Here is a 21,327-nt window from a genome sequence, read left to right as displayed (position 1 = left end):
TAACAAATCAGTCTGACGTTTCAATTTTCTTTTAAAGATGTTTGAAACCTCCAATATGATGAAGTGATTTGCTCAGTCTATGATCATTTCCTTAGGAGAAAAGGATCAAGCTCTTTTATTTTATCAATGATGGCAAAAGAGGTAAATCACATTCGACAAGCAGGGGATGTTTAACATCACCGAAAATGTGCTATAATGAGCGTTGTTTAACCTGAAAGGAGAATGTGAAAAATGGCGAAAAAAGGATACATACAATTAACGAATGGAAAGAAAATTGAGTTTGAACTTTACCCAGAGGCTGCTCCAGGTACAGTAGCAAACTTTGAAAAATTAGCGAATGAAGGCTTCTACGATGGATTGAAATTCCACCGCGTGATCCCAGGGTTCGTAAGCCAAGGCGGCGATCCAAACGGTAATGGAACTGGAGGACCTGGTTACACAATTAAATGTGAAACAGAAGGAAACCCTCATCAGCACGAGAGAGGTTCATTATCAATGGCACACGCTGGTAAAGACACTGGCGGCAGCCAATTCTTTATCGTACATGACCCACAGCCGCACTTAAACGGTGTTCACACTGTTTTTGGCAAAGTAACATCTGGTATCGAAGCTGTTCTTGATATGGAACAAGGACAAGGCATGGAAAAAGTCGAAGTGATCGATGCTTAATCCAAAACACCGCTTAATTGCGGTGTTTTTTTATTTTACATCTGATGTTCCTGTGATCTGTGCCGTGAAGCGGTAGGTGATCATCCAATATAAAAGGGCTAAGGCGCTGATAGAGGCTCCAAATAGACATACCCCATTCCAGCCAGAGTTTGCGTATATGTTAGTTGATACAATAGAACCGAGCGCACTGCCGAGGGAATAAAAAATCATATAAGCAGCAGTCAGCCGGCTTCTCGCCTCAGGCCGGACCATGAAAATCATACTTTGATTGGTCACATGAACGGCCTGCACAGATAGGTCAAGAATGACTATACCAACGATTAATAAAATGAGGGAATATTCAGTGAAAAAAATAAAACACCATGAAAAGAGTAATAGGACAAGGGCGATGCACGTTGTTAACTGTCCTAAGCCTCGATCAGCAAGGCTTCCAGCTCGAGCGGCACCTAATGCTCCGGCAACTCCAGCAAGGCCAAATGCACCAATTGCTGTATGTGACAGATTGTATGGGGTAGTGCTGAGAGGCAGTACAAGTGAAGTCCACAGCGTGCCAAACAGAACAAAGATCAGAAAACCCAGTACGCCACGAATACGTAGAATTCGTTCTTGTCTGAACAATATAAACATTGAAGCGAGCAAGTTCACATAGGATATGGAGACTCTCTTTCTGTCAGCACGCGGAAGATACCGGTACAACACGCCAGTTATGATCAGCATCATCACGCCGGAAACGAGATAGACTGATCTCCAGCCGGCGAGATCGGTTAGTACACCAGCAAACGTTCGTGCGAGAAGAATACCAATCACAATTCCACTTTGAACCAAGCCCACTATGCGACCACGTTCTTCAGGAGCGGCCCATGTCGCTGCGAATGCGACGAGTACCTGAGTGACTACAGCGAGCAGTCCTACCGCAGCTAGTCCTATGAACAGGACGGTGGCGGTAGGGGCGATACCGACTAGAATGAGAGATAACACGGATACTAGCATTTGAGCTACGATGAGCCGCCGTTGGTTGAACAGATCACCAAGTGGTACGATCAGTAGCAGTCCTAGCGCATAACAAAGCTGAGTAATCGTAATGACCATACCAACGGATGAATAGCTGATACCAAACTCGGCTGCGAGGGAGTCTAATAATGGCTGTGCAAAGTATATGTTTGCAACTGCCATCCCTGAGGCTGTCGAAAACAGTAGAGCCATATTGCGAGTCATCGTTGATCGGGTGTTTATTTGTAAATGAGTCGTTTCCAGATCAGAATGTTCAACGGCATTCATTTTTTCTTTTTTCATGCATGTCATCAGCTCATTTTATACCAAAAAGTATAATATACTTTTTGGTATAAAATGATTCCTGTTAAGGATAACCAGAGAAACGTTTTAAAGTCAAGATGATGTAGTGAAGATCTTGAGAGGGGCAGTCGATTTGACAATGATACGTCAATAAAATAAAATGATAATGTACCGATGAGTAAAAAATCCTTATAAGAAATAGATGATTGATTTAGTGAAGAGGTTTTTATGATAGAAATGAGGGTTGATGATGGTTCGACAACGGGAATTTGATGAGGAAAAAGCATTAGATGAGGCCTTGTTGCTTTTTTGGGAGAAGGGGTACAGAGCCACTACATTAAGCGACTTAACTGCAAAGATGGGAATACAGCGACCAAGCTTATACTCAGCGTTCGGTGATAAAGAGGAATTGTTTGAAGCAGCATTACGCAAATATACAACTCAGCATGCTGCCCACATTCGAACCAAACTTCAAAACAATCTATCTGCAAAGGAAGCATTTCATACATTATTTGCTGAATTAGTAGAAGAGGAATATGGACATGGGCCGAGTAAAGGGTGCTTCTGCATCAATACAATAGTCGAGCTTGCCCCCCATGAAGAGAAATTTGAAATTCTCACAAGAGAGCATCAGATGTATCTTTCGGTCATTTTTGAAGAAAAAATTGTACAAGGTATTCGCTCGGGTGAGCTCGAAAGCAGTCTGAATGCCAAAGCCTTAGCACAGGCGCTGGTTGTTTCTTTTATTGGACTTACAGTCCTCATGAAATCTCGCCCAGAGCGTTCGTTTGTAGATCATTCTGTAGCGACGATCCTATCCATATTGAAATAAATAGTCTATATAAAGAAAGCGTATTTTGATCAATTGATTAAAACACGCTTTTTCTTTTAGGGTGTGATGGACACGTTTTTGTGATATGATAAGAGAACAAACATTCGTATTTGTGAGTGTCACCATTTGCAGCTCTAAAAATAAGTGAAAGTGCACATCTAAAAAGCGTGTGATTATGCTGTAAGAAAGCAGGAGATACTTTGAAACCATTAACAAAAGAAGAAAAAAATCAGATGATGATTGCCATTCAGCGTTACTTTGCTGAAGAACGAGAAGAGGAGATTGGTGAATTAGCAGCCATCAATATATTAGAATTTATCACAAAGCATCTTGGAAGCTACTATTATAATCAAGGGGTTCGTGACAGCCGAAATATCGCTGTTCAAAGATCTCAATTGTTAGAGGAAGATCTATTCGCATTAGAGAAAAGAATATAATCAAAAAGCTCGTCTTTCTTGTTCACCCTGCTAACAGATAAAGAGGAAAAAAGACCCCCTTAATAAAGAACGCATATTCGTATCATATGTAATGATGAAAAGGTGGAACCAAAAGTCCATTTGAATCGTTATATAAGTAACCATTGATGAAAATCAGCTTTTTTGGTTTTATTTCATCAAAAGAAGGAATAGAACATACAAATAGGCGAAGTGCAGATGATGGAGGTTCTAAATATGGGGAAAATCAAATTAAAAATCGCAATCTTATTTGTTTTACTGCTTTGTTTAGGCGCAGGTTATTTATACATGAATGGCATGAAAATTGAAGATGTGCCAACAGCCATTGGCGAAAGTTTAACGAATAATGATAAAGATTACACAATCTATGAATATACCATTACAAAAATTGATGGTGATGAGTATTACGGTCAAGCCAAAAATGGCACGAAAATCATTTTTAATGGAAAGAAATTTGAAGATGATGTGGCCGATCTGAAAAAAGGCGATCGTATTAAAGCATACTTTAGTAATGAAAAAAGAATAGACGGTCTTATAAAAGTAGTAAAAGTCGTCAATTAACAAGTCTCCTTTCCTATAGGGAGGCTTTTTTTATGAACAGGTGATAAATCTTGATTGTTGCATTTGACCACAAGGATCGCTATAATAGCCCCTAAGGACAGCTAAATATCGATTGTATCCTTCGGGGCAGGGTGAAAATCCCGACCGACGGTAATAAAGCAAATGCTTTACAGCCCGTGACCCGTTAATTTATTAACGGTTGATTCAGTGAGAAGCTGAAGCCGACAGTGAAAGTCTGGATGGGAGAAGGATAACGAAAGCTATGTATGAACAAAAAATATGTGTTGATCATAGTTTTATTTCTAATGCAAAAAAACCAAAGCCCCGGAATTTTTCCGGGGCTTTCTGTATGTCAATATAGTCATCGCATGCAGTGTTTATTAGGTGATCCCTCATTTACCTTGTATGGACCATAAAAAGCGACGAAGGTGTTCAATCGATCACATGTCCCAAACATCGCTTTGTCATAAAGTGAGAAATACAAAAGAAAGAGAAAGGGAGGATCACATGTTTACGGGGATTATTGAAGAAGTGGGTACAGTCCAGTCATTGAGCAAAAGATCCGCAGATGCCATGGAAATTATCATCAAGTGCAGTCGTGTACTAGAAGATGTTCACCTAGGCGATAGTATCGCCATCAATGGCGTTTGTCTCACTGTCACAAGCTTCACAAAAGAACAGTTTGCGGCAGATGTGATGCCTGAGACGGTCAAAGCGACATCACTTGATCAGCTTGCGCCAGGTAGCCAAGTGAATTTAGAGCGAGCGATGTCATCAAATGGACGATTCGGCGGTCATTTTGTTTCAGGTCATGTTGATGGAACGGCTGTGATTACCCGTGTAGAAAAGAAGAGTAATGCCATTTACTATGATTTGAAAATGGACAAGACCCTCACAGATATGCTCACAAAAAAGGGATCGATCGCAATAGACGGCGTCAGCTTGACTATTTTCGATTTGCGAGATGCTCATGTGACAGTTTCTATCATTCCACATACGCTTGAAGGAACTATTTTCCCGACTAAAACTATGGGGGATGTAGTAAATATTGAATGTGACATGATCGGTAAATACATTTATCGCTTTTTAACAAAAGAGCAAAACGAAAAGCAGCCATCACGATTAACCCCATCATTTTTAAAAGAGCACGGATTCTAGGAGGCGATTGTATGTATCATTCAGTTGATGAGGCAGTAAATGCCCTGAAACGAGGAGAAATCATTATCGTAGTAGATGATGAAGACAGAGAAAATGAAGGAGACTTTGTGGCACTTGCTGAGCATGCAACGCCGGAAGTCATTAACTTCATGGCTTTACATGGAAGAGGTCTTATTTGCACACCAGTTCATGCCTCGATTGCGAAACACTTGGATCTGCATCCCATGGTCGAGCGAAATACGGATGCACATCATACAGCATTTACAGTGAGCATCGACCATACGTCAACGACAACTGGTATAAGTGCTTTTGAGCGCTCAACGACCATATTGGCCATGTTAAATAAAGAGTCAAAACCAGAAGATTTTGCCCGACCAGGTCATGTTTTCCCTCTTATTGCGAAAGAGGGAGGCGTAGTAGAAAGACCAGGTCATACAGAAGCGGCCGTTGATCTTGCTAAACTTGCGGGTTCAGTGCCAGCGGGTGTCATATGTGAAATTATGAATGCAGATGGAACCATGGCCCGCGTACCCGAACTACAAAAAATTCAAAAAGAACACGATTTAAAGATGCTGACGATTGAAGCATTGCAGGCATATATAAACAAGCAAACAACGACAATGAAAACAAAATAAAAATCACAAAAAAGGATGATGAACATATGAATACAATACAAGGTAATGTAGTAGCAGAAGGATTAAAGTTTGGAATCGTCGTCGCTAGATTTAATGATTTTATTACAAGCAAACTGCTAGATGGAGCAGAAGATACATTGCTCAGACACGGAGCAAACGGTGACGATATTGATGTCGTGTGGGTGCCGGGGGCTTTTGAAATTCCGTATATGGCAAAAAAACTAGCAGAAACAAAAAAATATGATGCAGTCATTACACTTGGAACCGTGATTCGCGGGGCAACATCACATTACGATTATGTTTGTAATGAAGCGGCTAAAGGAATCGCACAAAGTGCCATCTCAACAGGGGTGCCGATTATCTTTGGTGTACTGACAACAGAATCTATTGAACAAGCCATTGAAAGAGCCGGTACAAAGGCTGGAAATAAAGGCAGTGAATCGGCTGCAGCGGCTATTGAAATGGCCAACCTAAATCGAACGTTTCGTTAATTTGATGAAAAAGAGTTTAAAAACCGCCTAAAAGTGTTTATAATGTGTGATGAGCAAGTGATTCATAAGACATTTGCTGTAAAATAGGATAATTTTAATATTGAGGGGTATATATGTTAATTCGTTACAAGAGGTCTTTTGAAAAAATTGCCATGGGACTCCTGTCCTTTATGCCGGGTGAGAAAGACGTCAAACAGCTTCAGCAGACGATAAAGTCGTATGAAATGGATGAAGATCGGCAGCTGTTCCTTTGGAAAGATGGCGAGGATATCGTCGGTGCGATTGGTGTGCTGAAAACAGACGACCACGTACAAATCGAACATATTAGTGTCAATCCGTCCCATCGTGACCAAGGCATCGGCAAGGAAATGGTATTAGCCGTGGAAGAAGTATTCAAAACGAAAACACTCATTCCAAATGAATTAACGCAAGGCTTCTTTCATAAGTGTCACAATGAAACAAACTAAATATCACACATGTAAAAGCAGAGGTTATATGCCTCTGCTTTTTTTACGTTCCATCTGCTTTTCACGTTCAAGCAATACGTCTGTCCGATCACGCAGTCTATGCTTTTCAATTAAGAATGTATGGGATAAGTTGCTCTCCTGTCCGAAGGTTAAGCCTTCTTTTTCCGCCATCTCTTGGCATAAAGAAAGAAGCGTTTCATCTCGGATTGGCAGCATCACACTTTCGTAGGGCGTGTCTTCATCGATTTTCTTTTTCAGTGTTCTCAGCAGTAAAAGAAATGCCTCTTCATCAAGACCTAATTCTGTTAGTACGTTCCGGTCCGAATCTAATATATGAAGGCTGTTTGAAATCAGCCGTTTTGCTCCTTTTCCATTTCCTCGTCTTTGATGATACAAAGCAACAGCAAGCTGAATGAGACCCACCCAGTACTTTTTGCGCTGATGAGGAGGATCTTCTTTCCAAAATTCTTCAAGAATTTCATGACACTCAAAATAATCTCTTGTCGTATGAAATTCATGTAAAAAAGCCACGTACGCTTTAGGATACACAGCGGTCATCTCCTTTTCCACTATCAGTCTAACATACCGAAAAGAAAAGAAGAAAGAGCGCCCCTTTATGAAAGGACGCTCTGTTTCTTTAATAAACCCAAGCCGCGCCAACGATGATCAGCAAGATGAACAGCACAACAATAAGCGCAAATCCTCCGCCGAAGTAATAACCATCTCCCATAATGTTACGGCCTCCTTTTTCATCAGTTCTGATTACAATGGTATTCTATGTATAAATGCCCTCATTGGTATGGGCGAATCCACTGTTTTTCTTTTTTTGCCTGCTGCCTCATGGTCGAAATTATATTGGACGAGAGCTTTATGGTGTCTTATACTAAAGGTTAGCCGATGAAAACGGTACTTAGAAGACAGTAGAAATGGTGAGAAAAGAATGCTGGAATATCAGGTGAAAATAGATTCGTTTGAGGGTCCTTTGGACTTGCTTTTACATTTAATTAACCGTTTGGAAATTGATATTTATGATATTCCCGTCGCTAAAATTACGGAGCAGTATTTATTATATGTCCACACGATGAGGGAGCTTGAACTGGATGTTGCAAGTGAGTATTTGGTGATGGCTGCAACTCTCCTCAGCATTAAAAGCAGAATGCTTCTTCCAAAACAAGAGGAAGAGCTGTTTGATGAAGACCTGATGGAAGAAGAAGAGGACCCTCGTGATGAGCTGATTGGCAAATTAATTGAATACCGCAAGTATAAAAATGCAGCGCAAGAACTGAAGGAACGTGAAGAAGAGCGGCAAAACGCCTTCACAAAACCACCAAGTGATTTAAGTGAATTTGCAAAAGAAGCAGAAGCGAAGGACACAAACTTACACGTCACGGTGTATGATATGTTAGGTGCGTTTCAAAAGGTATTGAACCGCAAAAAAATAACAAAACCAGCACCATCAAAGATTACAAGACAAGAAATCCCGATTGAAGACAAAATGAATGAGATTATGAACCATTTAAGAAAAACAAAAAAGCGAACCAATTTCATGACTTTATTTCAACATGATCAAAAGGAACACCTTGTCGTGACGTTTCTTGCTGTTCTCGAATTGATGAAAAGCCATCAAATCATGCTGGAGCAGGAAGGAAACTTTGAAGATATTTATATCATAGGGAGTGAAACGATTCATGACGCTTGATATCGTGAATTGGAAAGCCATCTTAGAAGCGCTGCTATATGCAGCAGGTGACGAAGGCTTAACAAGAAAACAGCTCATGTCTGTTCTTGAAGTTGATGAGGCAGCGTTGCTTGATATTATGTCTGCCGTAAAGGAAGAATATCAAAAACAAGAACGAGGGATTGAGCTTATTGAATATGCAGATTCATATATGCTGCTGACGAAAAAAGAATACAGCGTATATTTAAAAAAATTAGTAGAGACACCATCGAAAGGTTTGTCACAGGCAGCGCTAGAAGTGCTCGCCATTGTCTCGTATAAACAACCGATTACACGCAGCGAAGTCGAGGAGATCAGAGGCGTTAAATCAGAACGAGTGCTGCATAGTTTAGTTGCCAAAGCACTGCTCTGTGAAGTAGGACGTGCCGATGGACCGGGACGAGCGATCCTTTATGGGACAACACCTACCTTTTTAGAGCAATTTGGTTTAAAAGCCTTAGATGAATTGCCGCCACTTCCAGAGAATGTGGAAGCAGATGGGGTGCAAGAAGAGGCTGATCTCTTTTTTGAAAACTTCAATCAAACATTTGAAGAGATAAAATAGTTCAAAATAAGGAAAAATGTATGATAAAATATAAAAAAGATTTTAGGTCTAAAATCTTCGTTTGAAAGATAAAATGGTGACAAAGCCATGAGGGGAAGGTAAACACGAAACAAATGGCACATATGAATGTAAAGGCTCAAGTTGATCAAGCAGGCGTTTTCTTATCAAAGGTTGCAGTTGAAGTGAATGATTTTCTGAACGAAGCTACCTTATCAAGCTTGAAACGATTAAACCCGGAAGCGGAAGCCTATTATTGTGACATATTAAGTACATTGCGGAAGCTTGCAGTTTATAGCGAGGATGCCGCGGCGGTTTGTAGGAAAATCAGGCAGCAGCAGACATTCCCGCAGCAAGCCGCACAGCAGACGCTTCATCGTATTTATCATCAATGTATTGAAGAATTTTTTACACCAAAAAAGGATACATGGTATGAAAATAGCCGTTCAGCCTACACAGGAAAAAGCTGCATTGTTTTCCATCATGAAGTATCGGCTGAGGTCAAACGTTTGTTTTCTTCATTAGAAAAAGATTTTTTAACGATGAGAGAAGAGCTGGAATATACAACATCTCATCAGCAAATGAAAATGGTATAAAGAAGACAAGGCAACTCTCACATGAGAGTTGCTTTTTTTTATGGACGAGGCATCATAACTTTTTCAGCCGCGCATACACTTGTACAAAACGGACAAGGACGTGAATGAACATGCCCTATTTAAAAATTGGAACAGCAGTCCTTCTTCTATTAACACTCTTACTGCCTTTTTCCTCACACGCTCAAGCAGACGTCTCATTATCGGTGAGTGCGAGAAGCGCCATTTTAATAGATGGACAGTCAGGCAGAGTCCTATTTGGAAAGGACGAGCACGAAAAAAGAAGAATCGCCAGTATCACAAAAATTATGACGGCTGTATTAGCCATTGAATCAGGAAAAATGAACGACATGGTCAAAGTGTCAAAACGTGCGATTCAAGCGGAAGGTTCTTCGATTTATTTAAAGGAAGGACAGAAGGTGAGTTTAGAAGACTTGACATACGGGCTCATGCTGCGCTCTGGAAATGATGCAGCTGTTGCCATTGCAGAACATGTTGGCGGCAGCTTAGAAGGCTTTATTTTTATGATGAACCAAAAGGCCTCTGAACTAGGCATGGAGAATACGAATTTTCAAAATCCGCATGGACTCGATGATCATAAAAACCATTATTCATCAGCTTATGATATGGCGATCTTAACGAAGTACGCCATGAAGCATCAGCAATATCAAAAAATTGCCGGTACCACCTTTTATAAAGCAAAAACAATCGAGGGTTATTGGAAAAATAAAAACAAGCTGCTCACGGGTTTGTATCAATATTCGACTGGAGGGAAGACAGGATATACAAAACTTGCAAAACGCACACTTGTCTCCACAGCTGCAAAAGGAGATGCTGCGCTCATTGCTGTGACGATTAATGCACCGGATGACTGGAAGGATCATATCTCAATGTTTGAGTATGCATTTGATCACTATAAAACGTATGTGCTTGCTGAAAAAGGCAGGCTCGCTTCGTTAAAAGGGACTTTTTACGAAAAAAAAGCGTTTATTAAGCGGGATGTGGACTATTTACTAAATGAGGATGAGAAAAAACTAGTGGAAATCGAAACGGAAATGCTGACGCCTGAAAAGAAATGGGAGAAAAACAAAGAAGCGATCCCAGATGTAGTAGGGAAAATGACGTTCTTACTGGATGGTCAGGTAATTGAGCAAGTCCCGATTTTTTATGAAAACAAACGCAACCGAATGCCCCAAAAAAGCTTTCAAGAAATGTTTAAGTCTGTCTTTCAGACATCGATAGGCGGATCTTCATGGTCAATCTGATTTGGGTATTCCTCACGGTCATCGGTCTTGTCTATGCAATGTTTAACGGAACGATGCATGAAGTGAATGAAGCGGTCTTTAAAGGATCAAAAGAAGCGGTCACCATTTCAATTGGGTTGATTAGTGTTCTTGTATTCTGGCTAGGATTGATGAAGATCGCAGAAGAAGCGGGGTTGTTACATTTCTTTAGTAAATTATGCCGGCCCTTTATCTCAAAACTATTTCCTGAGATTCCTGCGAATCATCCAGCGATGGGGTATATTCTGTCCAATCTCATGGCAAATTTCTTTGGCCTTGGGAACGCCGCTACACCACTTGGGATTAAGGCGATGGAGCAGATGAAAGCATTAAATGGCGGAAAAAATGAGGCGAGCCGATCTATGATCACTTTTTTAGCAGTCAATACATCTTCTATCACACTTGTGCCAACGACTGTCATTGCCATTCGTATGACCTATGGCGCAGATCAGCCAACAGATATTGTAGGCCCAACCATTTTGGCGACACTTATTTCAGGTATCGGTGCGATTATGATTGATCGCTATTTCCACTATCGCAGAAGCAGGCGGGGGTGATCTTGTGGCATTTATTAACTGGCTGTCACTTGCTTTGATTCCACTGATCATCGCAGGAATATTGATTGCAGGGACGATTAAAAAAGTACCGACGTACGAAACATTTGTAGAAGGCGGGAAAGAAGGCATTCAAATTGCCTTTTCAATTATTCCGTATTTAGTCGGTATGCTTGTCGCCATTACGATTTTCCGAGCATCAGGTGCCCTTGATTTTGTCATGGAATTATTGAAACCTGTGTTTACAGCGATTGGTGTTCCTACAGAAGTGGTGCCGCTTGCGCTTATTCGTCCTATATCAGGAACAGCGGCGCTTGGTATGACATCAGACTTAATTGCGACTTATGGTCCAGACTCTTTTATCGGCAAGCTTGCCGCCGTTATGCAAGGGTCAACGGATACGACCCTTTATATTTTAACCGTCTATTTTGGAGCAGTTGGTATTAAAAAAATGGGAGATGCACTGAAAGTGGGGCTGCTTGCAGACCTGATTGGGATCATTGCATCAATTATTATCGTCAGTTTGTTATTTAGCGGCGCCTAATCAGGTGCTTTTTTTATTTCGTGGATGGAAAATAGCTTTTTTGTTGAAATTAGACAGATGAAACGCTTATTTTTCCACGAATGCTTGTTTGTTTCAATCCAAGCAAGTAAGATAGTACATGAGGTGAAAGACAAATGGAACGTTTACAGAAAGTAATTGCCCATGCCGGCGTCGCTTCTAGACGAAAGGCTGAAGAATTAATTAAAGAAGGACGAGTTACCGTTAATGGTGAAACAGTGACAGAGCTCGGAGTAAAGGTGGGCTCTTCAGATAAAATTGAAGTCAATGGCTTAAAGCTTGAAAGAGAAGAACCGGTTTACTTTATGCTTTATAAACCGCGCGGCGTCATTTCAGCTGCCGAGGATGATAAAGGACGCAAAGTCGTGACAGACTTCTTTGATGATGTTCCGCAGCGTCTGTATCCGATCGGCCGGTTGGATTATGATACGAGCGGTTTAATTTTGATTACAAATGATGGCGAATTTGCCCATAAGCTCATGCATCCGAAATATCAAATTGATAAAACGTATGCAGCGAAACTAAAAGGCATCCCTTCAAAAGAATTGCTTAGAAAGTTAGAAAAAGGAATCATGTTAGACCATAAAAAAACAGCACCTGCCCGTGCCAAAATGCTCTCGATTGATAAACGAAAGCAAACATGTATTGTGCAATTAACCATTCATGAAGGCAGAAACAGACAGGTTCGCCGCATGTTTGAAGCAATCGGTCACGACGTTTTAAAACTCAAAAGAGAGCAATATGCTTTCCTTCATATTGAAGGCATGAGACCAGGAGATCGCAGAGAATTGACGCCGCATGAAGTAAAACGCCTAAGAGCGATTGCGGATCATGGGAAAAGCGCTTTTTAATTTTCACATAAACTTCAAAAAATGAAGAAGCATCAAAAGAAGGAGAATGCTATAATTTACCTGAATGTCTATGGGGAAGGGGTACTTCAGATGAAGAAAAGACGATTTTTCATACGGACGGGCATTCTCCTCGTGATGCTTGCTGCACTATGTTATACGATGTATAACTCAGTATTTGCCAAACAGGATCAAATCAAAGAAGGATCTATTGCGCCGAACTTTGTCCTTCAATCGGTAGATGGGGAACGGATTGAATTAAAGGACTTAAAAGGCAAAGGCGTCTTTCTCAATTTTTGGGGTACATGGTGCGGTCCATGTAAGCAGGAATTCCCTTATATGGCAAATCAGTATGAAGTGTTCAAGGATCGCGGTGTCGAAATTGTTGCCGTGAATGTGGGGGAATCCAATATTGCTGTGAAGAACTTTATGGATGCTTATGGCGTGAATTTTCCTGTTGCCATGGACAAAGATCGTCAAGTGACAGAGGCATATGATATTACGCCACTGCCAACCACATTTTTAATTAATCCTGAAGGCAAAGTAATCAAAGTCATAAAGGGGACGATGACAGAACGTAATGTCTATGAATATATGAATTTGATTAAACCAAAGGGGTCATAGAATGAAAGAGGTAAAGTGCGAGTGTGGACATATTAATCCAATCGGTACTGTTCTATGTGAATCATGCGGGAATCCCATTTCAGTAAAAGAGAAAAATTCATCAAAACTGCTTGATATGAGATATGACGGCAGTGCAAGACGCTCGCAAACATACAACAAAACGATTGTTGATAAAGTATGGAACTTTTTTTCTTCCGTAAAAGTGGGTGTGTGGCTCATTGTCATCACACTGTTAGCTTCTTCGCTAGGAACTATTTTTCCGCAGGAGCGGTTTATTCCGCCAGGTGCATCAGCTTCCACTTATTATGAGGAGCAATATGGGTCGTTTGGCAAGTTATATTACATCCTTGGATTCCATGATCTTTATAATTCTTGGTGGTTTTTAGCCCTTGTCGCATCTATCGGAATTTCCCTTGTGATTTGCAGCCTTGATCGAGTGATTCCACTTTATCGCGCACTCAAAAATCAAGGGGTTGTCAAAAAAGAAGGCTTTATGAGAAGGCAGCGTCTTTTCAGCGAAACAAATCAAACATTAGATCAACATACATATGAAGGCATCGTTAGTAAAATGAAACAAAAGCGTTACCGCGTACGAGAAGAAGATGGACATATTTTAGCTGAAAAAGGCCGCTTTTCCCGCTGGGGACCTTACATCAATCATATTGGATTAATTATATTTCTCATTGGATCCATGCTTCGGTTTGTCCCAGGAATGTACGTGGATGAAACATTATGGGTAAGAGAAGGCGAAACGGCACCAATCCCAGGGACGGGAGGCCAATACTTCTTAAAGAATAATGCGTTTTCAATTGACCGCTATGAATCTGAAAAAGAAAAAGAAGTCTTTGAAAATGCTATTGAAAAGGCTGGCGATGGTCAAGTCGTCAAAAGTTATAAAACCGATGCCGTTTTATATAAACGTGAAGGGGAAGTTGTTTTTGGTGAAAAGCCAAAGCTGAAGCAGGTAACAGAACACGATATTAAAGTGAATGAACCGCTTAAGTTTGACAATTTCTCATTATATCAAGTGGATTTTAAACAAAATGAACTCGATCAAATGGTCTTTCAGCTGATTCGAAAAGATACTGAGAAATCTTTCGGAACAGTGAAGATTAATCTGCTGGAGCCTAAGTCAGAATATGATCTTGGTAGCGGTTACAAAGTCAAGGTGATGAGTTATTTGCCTGATTTTTATTTTGACGAAGATGGCACACCTAGTACGAAAACGAGGAATCCGAATAATCCTGCGTTCGTATTTGAAATGATCTCTCCTGAAAAACCAAAAGGTGAAAAAAGTTTTGTCGCGATTCAAGAGACAGTAGAGGGTTCTGATAACAATCTTTATAAAATGAAATTTGACCGGGTTGAAACAAAAAACGTGACAGGTTTAACGGTTCGAAAAGACTTAACACTCTGGGTACTTATTGTTGGCGGAATGATCTTTATGATTGGTGTCGTACAAGGGATGTACTGGCAGCATAGAAGAATCTGGCTGTCGGCAAAGGATGGAAAAGTGTTTGTGGCAGGACATACAAACAAAAACTGGTTCGGCTTAAAGTCTGATCTCAAGGTGTTACTGCATGGCAGTGGCATCAAACAGCCAGTGGATCAAAAAGAACTGCCTGATACAACAAGTATCAGCAAAAGCAAGGGGGAAGGATTAGATGGCGGCAGTCAGTGAAAACCTGTTATTTGCAGCTTTTCTATTGTATTTAGCAGCAGTTCCTTTTTTTGGAGGGGCCATTAAAGGAAAAAAGAAAGAAGAGGGTCCGCGCAAAAACAAGGCGGCACTTATCGGCATAACGCTCACCATCATCGGTTTTTTGAGTCAATTTGGCTATTTTATTTCAAGATGGATCGCGTCTGGTCACGCACCAGTCAGTAATCTGTTTGAATTCACCACAGCCTTTGGCATGATGCTGGTGCTCGCATTTATTATTTTATATTTTGTCTATCAAGTGTCTGTGCTAGGTTTATTCACACTTCCAATCGCTTTATTAATCATTGCTTATGCAAGCATGTTTCCATCGGATATTTCACCGCTGATTCCTTCGCTTCAAAGTAATTGGCTATATATTCACGTCACGACAGCAGCGCTTGGTCAAGCCATTTTGGCGATCAGTTTTGTGGCAGGTGTGATTTTTCTTTTGAAGCATGTCGATCAAACAAAACCGGGGAAGAAAACCTTTGGCTTAGAGCTGGTCATGTTTATGATTGTGGTCACCCTTGCATTTATCGCTGTCACGTCCATCTTTAGAATGACAGGGTATGAAGCGAAATTTAATTGGGTAGATAAAAATAAAGAAGAGAGCGTCATGGTCTATGAGCTTCCTGCCTTAGTAGGACCTCATAAAGGAGAACTTATCACAAAAGATCGTTTAGAGCCTGTAGTTGATCTGCCGCCTGTTTTTTCAGGTAGAAAGGTGAATACAGTGCTGTGGTCATTTGGCGTTGGGCTGATCATTTATGGACTGCTAAGATTGATCATTCGAAAACGACTAAGTGCGCTGCTTCAGCCGCTCGTAAGACAGGTGAATCTCGATTTAGTCGATGAAATTGGGTACAGGGCTGTTTCCATTGGTTTCCCTGTATTTGCGTTAGGCGGCCTTATTTTTGCGATGATCTGGGCGCAAATTGCATGGACGAGATTCTGGGGATGGGACCCGAAGGAAGTGTGGGCTTTAATTACATTTTTATTTTACGCCGCCTATCTCCACCTTCGGTTATCAAGAGGCTGGCATGGTGAAAAGTCCGCTTGGCTTGCTGTAATCGGATTTGCGATCATTATGTTTAACCTCATCTTTGTCAACCTAGTGATTGCGGGGCTTCATTCTTACGCGTAATCGCATGAAAAAGGCCAACTTTTATGATTCGATTCGGCTTTTTGTTAAAATGTATGTAACAACGGAGAAAGCAGGAGGATTGTCTAATGGAACACACAACTCAAACGAAAATATTAGTCGTCGATGATGAGGCAAGAATTCGTCGCCTTTTAAAAATGTATTTAGAACGGGAAAATTATGAAATTGATGAAGCGGAAAATGGGGATGAAGCCATTCAAAAAGGACTTCAAACCGATTATGACCTCATTTTGCTTGATTTAATGATGCCTGGGACAGATGGGATTGAAGTGTGTAATCAAATCCGAGATAAAAAAGCCACACCAATTATTATGCTGACAGCAAAAGGTGAGGAAGCTAACCGTGTGCAAGGCTTTGAGGCAGGAACGGATGATTATATCGTCAAACCTTTCAGCCCCCGTGAAGTGGTTCTTCGTGTGAAAGCACTGTTAAGAAGATCGTCTCAAACGTCATACCTTAATACTGGAACAACCACAAAAGATGTTCTCGTGTTTTCTCATCTATCCATTGATCATGATGCACACCGGGTCACAGCAGATGGAAAAGAAGTCAGCCTCACGCCGAAAGAATACGAACTTTTGTACTTCTTGGCAAAAACGCCGGATAAGGTCTATGACAGGGAAAAGCTTCTCAAAGAAGTGTGGCAGTATGAATTCTTTGGGGATCTGAGAACAGTGGATACTCACGTCAAAAGGCTTCGTGAAAAACTGAATAAAGTGTCACCAGAAGCAGCGAAAAAAATCGTGACAGTATGGGGTGTCGGGTACAAATTTGAGGTCGGCGCTGAATGAAGCTGTGGAAAAGTGTCGTCGGAAAGCTATGGTTAACCATTCTTTTCCTCGTGCTCATTGTTTTATCGATTTTAACTGTGCTTCTTTTAGAGTTCATTGAGAATTACCATGTGGAAGAAGCAAAGTCTGATTTAACACAAATGGCCAACAAAGTAGCAGTCATTTTAGAAAGCCATGAGGATCAATCGCTTGCAAGATCGATTACATCAGAACTAGCTGATAAATTGACAAGTATCGCGATTGTTCAAGAGGATGGACTAGAATGGTATTCGTCTGAAAAAGGCGGGAAGCTTCCTGCGATCACAAAAGAACAAATTGAAGCAGACAAAGATTTGAACAGGGCACTGACAGAACGAAAAAAAATCAGTAAACGAGCTGAATCTGATACAGGCAATCAGAAGGATGAGCGCATTGTAGTAGGTGTTCCTTACGAGGCGAACGGAAAGAAAGGGATGGTCTTTCTTTCTCAATCCCTCCTCGCAGTAGAGCAGACAACAAAACATACGACGCGTTATATCTTCCTCGCAGCCGGAATTGCGATTGTGCTCACCACGATTTTCGCTTTCTTCTTATCCACTCGTGTCACCTATCCTCTCAGAAAGATGAGAGAGGGAGCACAAGATTTGGCGAAAGGGAAATTTGATACAAAGATTCCTATTTTAACGCAAGATGAAATTGGGGAACTGGCGATCGCCTTTAATCAAATGGGTAAGCAGCTTAAATTTCATATAACCGCTTTAAATCAAGAAAAAGAACATTTGTCCAACATTCTCAGCAGTATGGCAGACGGTGTCATCACGATCAATATTGATGGAACGATCCTCATGACAAACCCTCCTGCAGAAAGATTCTTGCAGGCTTGGTATTACGAGCAAAATATGAAGATCAAAGATGGGGATGAACTGCCGCCAGAAGCGCGTGAATTGTTTCATACTGCCGTCAGTACGGAAAAAGAGCAAATGATCGAAGTCACGCTGCAAGGGCGTACTTGGGTTCTTCTCATGTCTCCGCTTTATAACCAGCAAGATGTCAGAGGGGCGGTAGCGGTACTTCGCGATATGACAGAAGAGAGAAGACTGGATAAGCTAAGAAAAGACTTCATTGCAAATGTCAGTCATGAACTCCGTACACCTATTGCTATGCTCCAGGGCTATAGTGAAGCGATTGTCGATGACATTGCCGGATCAGAAGAGGAAAAGAAAGAGATTGCCCAAATTATCTATGATGAATCACTTCGAATGGGTCGTCTTGTGAATGATCTTCTCGATCTCGCACGTATGGAAGCTGGTCATATTACACTGAATCTTGAATCAACTGATACAGAAGAGCTGACTGAAAAAATCTACCGTAAATTCCTTGGAATTGCGAAAGAAAAACAAATCAACCTGACGTATGAAATTCAAGTAGAAGAACCGTATTTTGTATTTGATCCAGATAAAATAGAACAGGTTTTTACAAATCTCATCGATAATGCCATTCGTCATACACCAGAAGGCGGAGAAGTTCACTTCTCAGTTCAATCGGTGGAAAATGGGCTCAAGATGGATGTGAAAGATTCGGGAAGCGGCATTCCTGAAGAGGATCTCCCGTTTATTTTTGAACGGTTCTATAAAGCAGATAAAGCAAGAACAAGAGGACGTTCCGGTACGGGGCTGGGCCTTGCGATTGTGAAGAACATCGTAGAAGCGCATCAAGGCTCCATTCATGCACATAGTAAAGCTGGAACAGGTACTCACTTCACTTTCTATATTCCGAAAAAAAAGCAGGAACTCGTCTAATCTTGACGAAGAATCTTGTTACATGAGAAACACTTCTTTTCGAAAGAAAATGAAGTGTTTTTTCTATTTTCATATTTTTAAGGAGAAGTTAAACTAAAAGCCCTTTCCAAATTGTCGATCTTGTAATATATTTGTCATAAAGTTGTAATGTAACGTTTTGTGAGAGTCACTCGACAAAAATAAGTGAACGGAGGGGTTTCCTATGCATGAAACCTTTCAAAAAATATATGATTCGTACCATCAAGATTTGTACCAATTTTTATTTTATATGGTAAAAGATAAAAATCAGGCAGAGGATCTCGTTCAGGAGGTTTACATTCGGGTACTTCACTCATATAAAACTTTTGAAGGAAGAAGCAGCGAGAAAACATGGCTGTTTTCAATTGCAAGGCATGTGGCAATTGACTGGTTTCGCAAACAGCAAACCATCAGACAACGGGTGCTTGGCACGTTTGATTGGGATAAACAGGATGTAAAAGATCCAGACCTGCTCCCAGATGAATTGGCTGTACAGGATGAAAATATCAAAGAAATTTATGCCGCACTTGATCATTGCACCATTGATCAACGAGCCGTCATCATTTTAAGGTTTATCCAAGGCTACTCAATCATGGAGACGGCCAAGGCGCTAAAGTTCTCGGAAAGCAAAGTCAAAACAACGCAGCACCGAGGCCTGAAAGTGCTCCGAAAACATATGGAGCTTTTGAAGGAGGAGCTAGTGAATGAAAACGAACAGGTCCAATTGGAGCGAAGAACGAATTAAAGTATTACTCAGTCAGCTTCCAAAGGTGGAGGACAACCGTTCATCTAAGCAGATTTACCAGCAAATGCTGATGGCAAGCGGGAAGAAAAAGAAAAGTGCCAGATGGATCGGTCCAGCGGTCGCAACCGTTGTGGTCTTATTTATGGCGTTTTTGATTTCTCCTCATTTATTTCAGCCGGCTGCTCAAGATATAAAGAAAGTGAAAATGGACTCGAGTGCTGAAAAAGGACAGGTGAATGCTACATTAGAGGCGGTAAAAAACACAAATGATCCTTCACATGTTGCTTATGCATCTGACAAAGAAAAGTATATGACGATTTCATACATAGATGAATCGACTTCTCAAGTTGTCCCAATCAGTATTCAAAAAGAAAATAAGCATGATGATGTGCAGGCGCTTCTTGATACATATGAAAAACTGGAGCTGCCTGAAATGACAAAACCTCTTCAAGCCTATATGGATATGGTGGATGTGAGTGAAAAAGGGGACACACTGATTTTTCAGCTGAAAAATGATTTGTCTCTTGATACATTAAAAGAAGCCAACCGTTTTAAAGACATGGTCAAAGAAACGTTAAAATGGAGCCAATATAAACAAGTACAGGTCAAGTCTGTCAATGGCTCGCACCTTCAATTAGGGACGAATGGCCGTCTTGGTACCATTTCAATTAATAAACAAACAAAGCACGCTTACTACGTTTTAGAAAATAAGAGCGGGACATTTTTGGTGCCGTCAAAAGATGATTATCCTTCTTATAAAGATGCGGTAGAGGCGATGAAGCGGACGAATGATGCAGGACTCGATCCACTCATTAAAGAAGAGCCTATTCAAAAGGTGACATCAAAAGGAAAACATGCAACCATCACGTTTGGAGCATCAGCACAATTAACGGACTCAATTGATCATATTTTACTTATTGAAGGACTGCTGCTCACAGCGAAAGATTTCGGTTTTACAGATGTCACGATACAAAATGCAGGAACAGATCAAGTAGGCCCATATGAATTAAAAGAACCGCTAGAGGTACCGGCATTGCCAAACCCAGTTGTTATCAAAGAACGCTAAAGGACGCAACTTATTGCGTTCTTTTTTCATGTATAGAAAAGGGCTTCCTTGAGGTATACTAAGCTGTCATGAAAAGAACTTCAAAGAAGGGAAGTCACTGATGAAAAGGTATTGCTACATATGTGCTAGCTGTTTCTTGTTCGTGACCTTATCACCGTTTGCCCGTGCAGAGAAAACAACCGAGTGGGTGGAACCAATCAAAGGTGAAGTCACTGATTTGTTTGGGACAAGAGGTGGTTCGCATAAGGGGTTAGACATTGCTGCACCGGAAGGAGAATCCATTTTGGCTGCTAGCGAAGGTGTGGTCACTCGTTCCTATGTATCTGCTACATATGGTGAAGTTGTATTTATTCGGCATCCAAATGGATATGAAACCGTCTATGCGCATTTAAATGCGCGTTTTGTGAAGAATGGTGACCATGTACAAACAGGACAGCCGATCGGCATCATAGGCAACACAGGCGCTTCTAGGGGCACTCATTTGCATTTTGAGGTGCACAGGGGTCATTGGTCAGTTAGTAAAGAAGATGCAGTAGATCCGCTCACAATCATTGCAAGAGATCGTTTCCAAGAGCCAGCCCTTCATGTAGATGGATATGAGAAACATACATATGTCATACAACAAGGGGACACGCTCTGGTCCATTGCTAAAGCACATCAAATGACCGTTGATCAATTGAAGAAAATCAATGCACTGACAACGCATCTCATACGTACAGGTGAACGTTTAATCGTTTCAACAAAATAAACCTCATGCTTTTGCA

Annotated in this window: 26 protein-coding genes and 1 riboswitch; of the genes, 23 read left to right on the top strand and 3 right to left on the bottom strand. The window is 41.0% G+C overall.

Annotated features, from left to right (window positions below):
* Nucleotides 1-231 precede the first annotated feature (231 nt).
* Nucleotides 232-669 carry a peptidylprolyl isomerase gene (locus MHI20_RS04505; RefSeq protein ID WP_007501040.1) on the top strand — a complete coding sequence of 146 codons (438 nt, stop codon included), beginning with the start codon at nucleotides 232-234 and terminating at the stop codon, nucleotides 667-669.
* Nucleotides 670-699: 30 nt separating this feature from the next.
* Here the strand turns inward: MHI20_RS04505 and MHI20_RS04500 are convergent, their stop codons facing one another.
* A complete protein-coding gene (locus MHI20_RS04500; RefSeq protein WP_340939228.1) occupies nucleotides 700-1,962 on the bottom strand; it encodes an MFS transporter in 1,263 nt (420 codons plus the stop codon).
* 250 nt (nucleotides 1,963-2,212) lie between these two features.
* On the opposite strand from MHI20_RS04500, the gene MHI20_RS04495 reads away from it, so the two are divergent.
* From MHI20_RS04495 to MHI20_RS04465, 7 genes are all read left to right on the top strand, one after another.
* On the top strand, nucleotides 2,213-2,794 hold the full coding sequence (locus tag MHI20_RS04495; protein ID WP_017367527.1) for a TetR/AcrR family transcriptional regulator: 582 nt from the start codon (nucleotides 2,213-2,215) through the stop codon (nucleotides 2,792-2,794).
* Nucleotides 2,795-2,994: 200 nt separating this feature from the next.
* Complete coding sequence (locus MHI20_RS04490) at nucleotides 2,995-3,231, top strand: DUF2164 domain-containing protein (protein WP_017359788.1); 237 nt, start codon at nucleotides 2,995-2,997, stop codon at nucleotides 3,229-3,231.
* A 234-nt stretch (nucleotides 3,232-3,465) separates the two neighbouring features.
* The gene (locus tag MHI20_RS04485; RefSeq protein ID WP_008344451.1) at nucleotides 3,466-3,810 is read left to right on the top strand and encodes a hypothetical protein; all 345 of its coding nucleotides are present in this window, start codon (nucleotides 3,466-3,468) and stop codon (nucleotides 3,808-3,810) included.
* Nucleotides 3,811-3,923: 113 nt separating this feature from the next.
* Nucleotides 3,924-4,065: riboswitch (FMN riboswitch) on the top strand.
* A gap of 252 nt (nucleotides 4,066-4,317) precedes the next feature.
* Nucleotides 4,318-4,968, top strand: a complete 651-nt coding sequence (ribE, locus tag MHI20_RS04480) for a riboflavin synthase (RefSeq protein ID WP_138278694.1) — start codon at nucleotides 4,318-4,320, stop codon at nucleotides 4,966-4,968.
* 11 nt (nucleotides 4,969-4,979) lie between these two features.
* Nucleotides 4,980-5,603: a 3,4-dihydroxy-2-butanone-4-phosphate synthase gene (gene ribB, locus MHI20_RS04475; RefSeq protein WP_017359786.1), complete on the top strand. Its 624-nt coding sequence runs from the start codon at nucleotides 4,980-4,982 to the stop codon at nucleotides 5,601-5,603.
* A gap of 26 nt (nucleotides 5,604-5,629) precedes the next feature.
* A complete protein-coding gene (ribH, locus tag MHI20_RS04470; RefSeq protein WP_007501031.1) occupies nucleotides 5,630-6,094 on the top strand; it encodes a 6,7-dimethyl-8-ribityllumazine synthase in 465 nt (154 codons plus the stop codon).
* Nucleotides 6,095-6,207: 113 nt separating this feature from the next.
* Nucleotides 6,208-6,561 (top strand): GNAT family N-acetyltransferase, encoded by a 354-nt coding sequence (locus MHI20_RS04465; RefSeq protein WP_039165807.1) that lies wholly within the window; start codon nucleotides 6,208-6,210, stop codon nucleotides 6,559-6,561.
* A 24-nt stretch (nucleotides 6,562-6,585) separates the two neighbouring features.
* Here MHI20_RS04465 and MHI20_RS04460 read toward each other — a convergent pair whose 3' ends face one another.
* Both MHI20_RS04460 and MHI20_RS04455 read right to left on the bottom strand, forming a co-directional pair.
* Entirely contained in the window at nucleotides 6,586-7,110 is a 525-nt protein-coding gene (locus MHI20_RS04460; protein ID WP_039165804.1) for a DUF309 domain-containing protein, read from the bottom strand.
* 88 nt (nucleotides 7,111-7,198) lie between these two features.
* Nucleotides 7,199-7,291, bottom strand: coding sequence for a YjcZ family sporulation protein (locus MHI20_RS04455; protein ID WP_008359694.1), 93 nt, complete (start codon nucleotides 7,289-7,291; stop codon nucleotides 7,199-7,201).
* A 210-nt stretch (nucleotides 7,292-7,501) separates the two neighbouring features.
* On the opposite strand from MHI20_RS04455, the gene MHI20_RS04450 reads away from it, so the two are divergent.
* The 15 genes from MHI20_RS04450 (at nucleotide 7,502) to MHI20_RS04380 (ending at nucleotide 21,311) form a co-directional block, all read left to right on the top strand.
* Complete coding sequence (locus MHI20_RS04450; protein ID WP_007501021.1) at nucleotides 7,502-8,260, top strand: segregation/condensation protein A; 759 nt, start codon at nucleotides 7,502-7,504, stop codon at nucleotides 8,258-8,260.
* Nucleotides 8,250-8,843, top strand: coding sequence for an SMC-Scp complex subunit ScpB (gene scpB, locus MHI20_RS04445; protein WP_008344462.1), 594 nt, complete (start codon nucleotides 8,250-8,252; stop codon nucleotides 8,841-8,843). The genes MHI20_RS04450 and scpB overlap by 11 nt, the downstream gene beginning before the upstream one ends.
* Nucleotides 8,844-8,956: 113 nt before the next feature.
* Entirely contained in the window at nucleotides 8,957-9,436 is a 480-nt protein-coding gene (locus MHI20_RS04440) for a YpuI family protein (protein ID WP_024718922.1), read from the top strand.
* A 110-nt stretch (nucleotides 9,437-9,546) separates the two neighbouring features.
* Nucleotides 9,547-10,698 (top strand): D-alanyl-D-alanine carboxypeptidase family protein, encoded by a 1,152-nt coding sequence (locus MHI20_RS04435; protein WP_017367523.1) that lies wholly within the window; start codon nucleotides 9,547-9,549, stop codon nucleotides 10,696-10,698.
* The gene (locus tag MHI20_RS04430; protein WP_007501015.1) at nucleotides 10,686-11,273 is read left to right on the top strand and encodes a nucleoside recognition domain-containing protein; all 588 of its coding nucleotides are present in this window, start codon (nucleotides 10,686-10,688) and stop codon (nucleotides 11,271-11,273) included. The genes MHI20_RS04435 and MHI20_RS04430 overlap by 13 nt, the downstream gene beginning before the upstream one ends.
* Before the next feature lie 4 nt (nucleotides 11,274-11,277).
* Nucleotides 11,278-11,814, top strand: coding sequence for a spore maturation protein (locus MHI20_RS04425; protein WP_017359781.1), 537 nt, complete (start codon nucleotides 11,278-11,280; stop codon nucleotides 11,812-11,814).
* A 134-nt stretch (nucleotides 11,815-11,948) separates the two neighbouring features.
* Entirely contained in the window at nucleotides 11,949-12,683 is a 735-nt protein-coding gene (gene rluB, locus MHI20_RS04420) for a 23S rRNA pseudouridine(2605) synthase RluB (RefSeq protein ID WP_008344472.1), read from the top strand.
* Between the two features lie 90 nt (nucleotides 12,684-12,773).
* Nucleotides 12,774-13,304 carry a thiol-disulfide oxidoreductase ResA gene (resA, locus tag MHI20_RS04415; protein WP_017359780.1) on the top strand — a complete coding sequence of 177 codons (531 nt, stop codon included), beginning with the start codon at nucleotides 12,774-12,776 and terminating at the stop codon, nucleotides 13,302-13,304.
* Between the two features lies 1 nt (nucleotide 13,305).
* Nucleotides 13,306-14,985: a cytochrome c biogenesis protein ResB gene (resB, locus tag MHI20_RS04410; protein ID WP_335352591.1), complete on the top strand. Its 1,680-nt coding sequence runs from the start codon at nucleotides 13,306-13,308 to the stop codon at nucleotides 14,983-14,985.
* Entirely contained in the window at nucleotides 14,969-16,147 is a 1,179-nt protein-coding gene (gene ccsB / locus MHI20_RS04405) for a c-type cytochrome biogenesis protein CcsB (RefSeq protein ID WP_017359778.1), read from the top strand. Before resB ends, ccsB begins: the two co-directional genes overlap by 17 nt.
* 86 nt (nucleotides 16,148-16,233) lie before the next feature.
* Nucleotides 16,234-16,956: a response regulator transcription factor gene (locus MHI20_RS04400; RefSeq protein ID WP_003215596.1), complete on the top strand. Its 723-nt coding sequence runs from the start codon at nucleotides 16,234-16,236 to the stop codon at nucleotides 16,954-16,956.
* Nucleotides 16,953-18,734 (top strand): ATP-binding protein, encoded by a 1,782-nt coding sequence (locus tag MHI20_RS04395; protein WP_024718919.1) that lies wholly within the window; start codon nucleotides 16,953-16,955, stop codon nucleotides 18,732-18,734. The genes MHI20_RS04400 and MHI20_RS04395 overlap by 4 nt, the downstream gene beginning before the upstream one ends.
* A gap of 202 nt (nucleotides 18,735-18,936) precedes the next feature.
* Nucleotides 18,937-19,497 carry an RNA polymerase sigma factor SigX gene (gene sigX, locus MHI20_RS04390; protein WP_007501006.1) on the top strand — a complete coding sequence of 187 codons (561 nt, stop codon included), beginning with the start codon at nucleotides 18,937-18,939 and terminating at the stop codon, nucleotides 19,495-19,497.
* Entirely contained in the window at nucleotides 19,457-20,563 is a 1,107-nt protein-coding gene (locus MHI20_RS04385; protein WP_041507008.1) for a hypothetical protein, read from the top strand. The genes sigX and MHI20_RS04385 overlap by 41 nt, the downstream gene beginning before the upstream one ends.
* Nucleotides 20,564-20,663: 100 nt before the next feature.
* The gene (locus MHI20_RS04380) at nucleotides 20,664-21,311 is read left to right on the top strand and encodes a M23 family metallopeptidase (protein WP_041507009.1); all 648 of its coding nucleotides are present in this window, start codon (nucleotides 20,664-20,666) and stop codon (nucleotides 21,309-21,311) included.
* Nucleotides 21,312-21,327 lie beyond the last annotated feature (16 nt).

It is taken from the genome of Bacillus sp. FSL K6-1106 (genome assembly GCF_038005245.1).
Classification (GTDB): Bacteria; Bacillota; Bacilli; order Bacillales; family Bacillaceae; genus Bacillus; species Bacillus altitudinis.
Note: the sequence above shows the minus strand (reverse complement) of the source record. Positions and strands in the feature narration are given on the sequence as shown.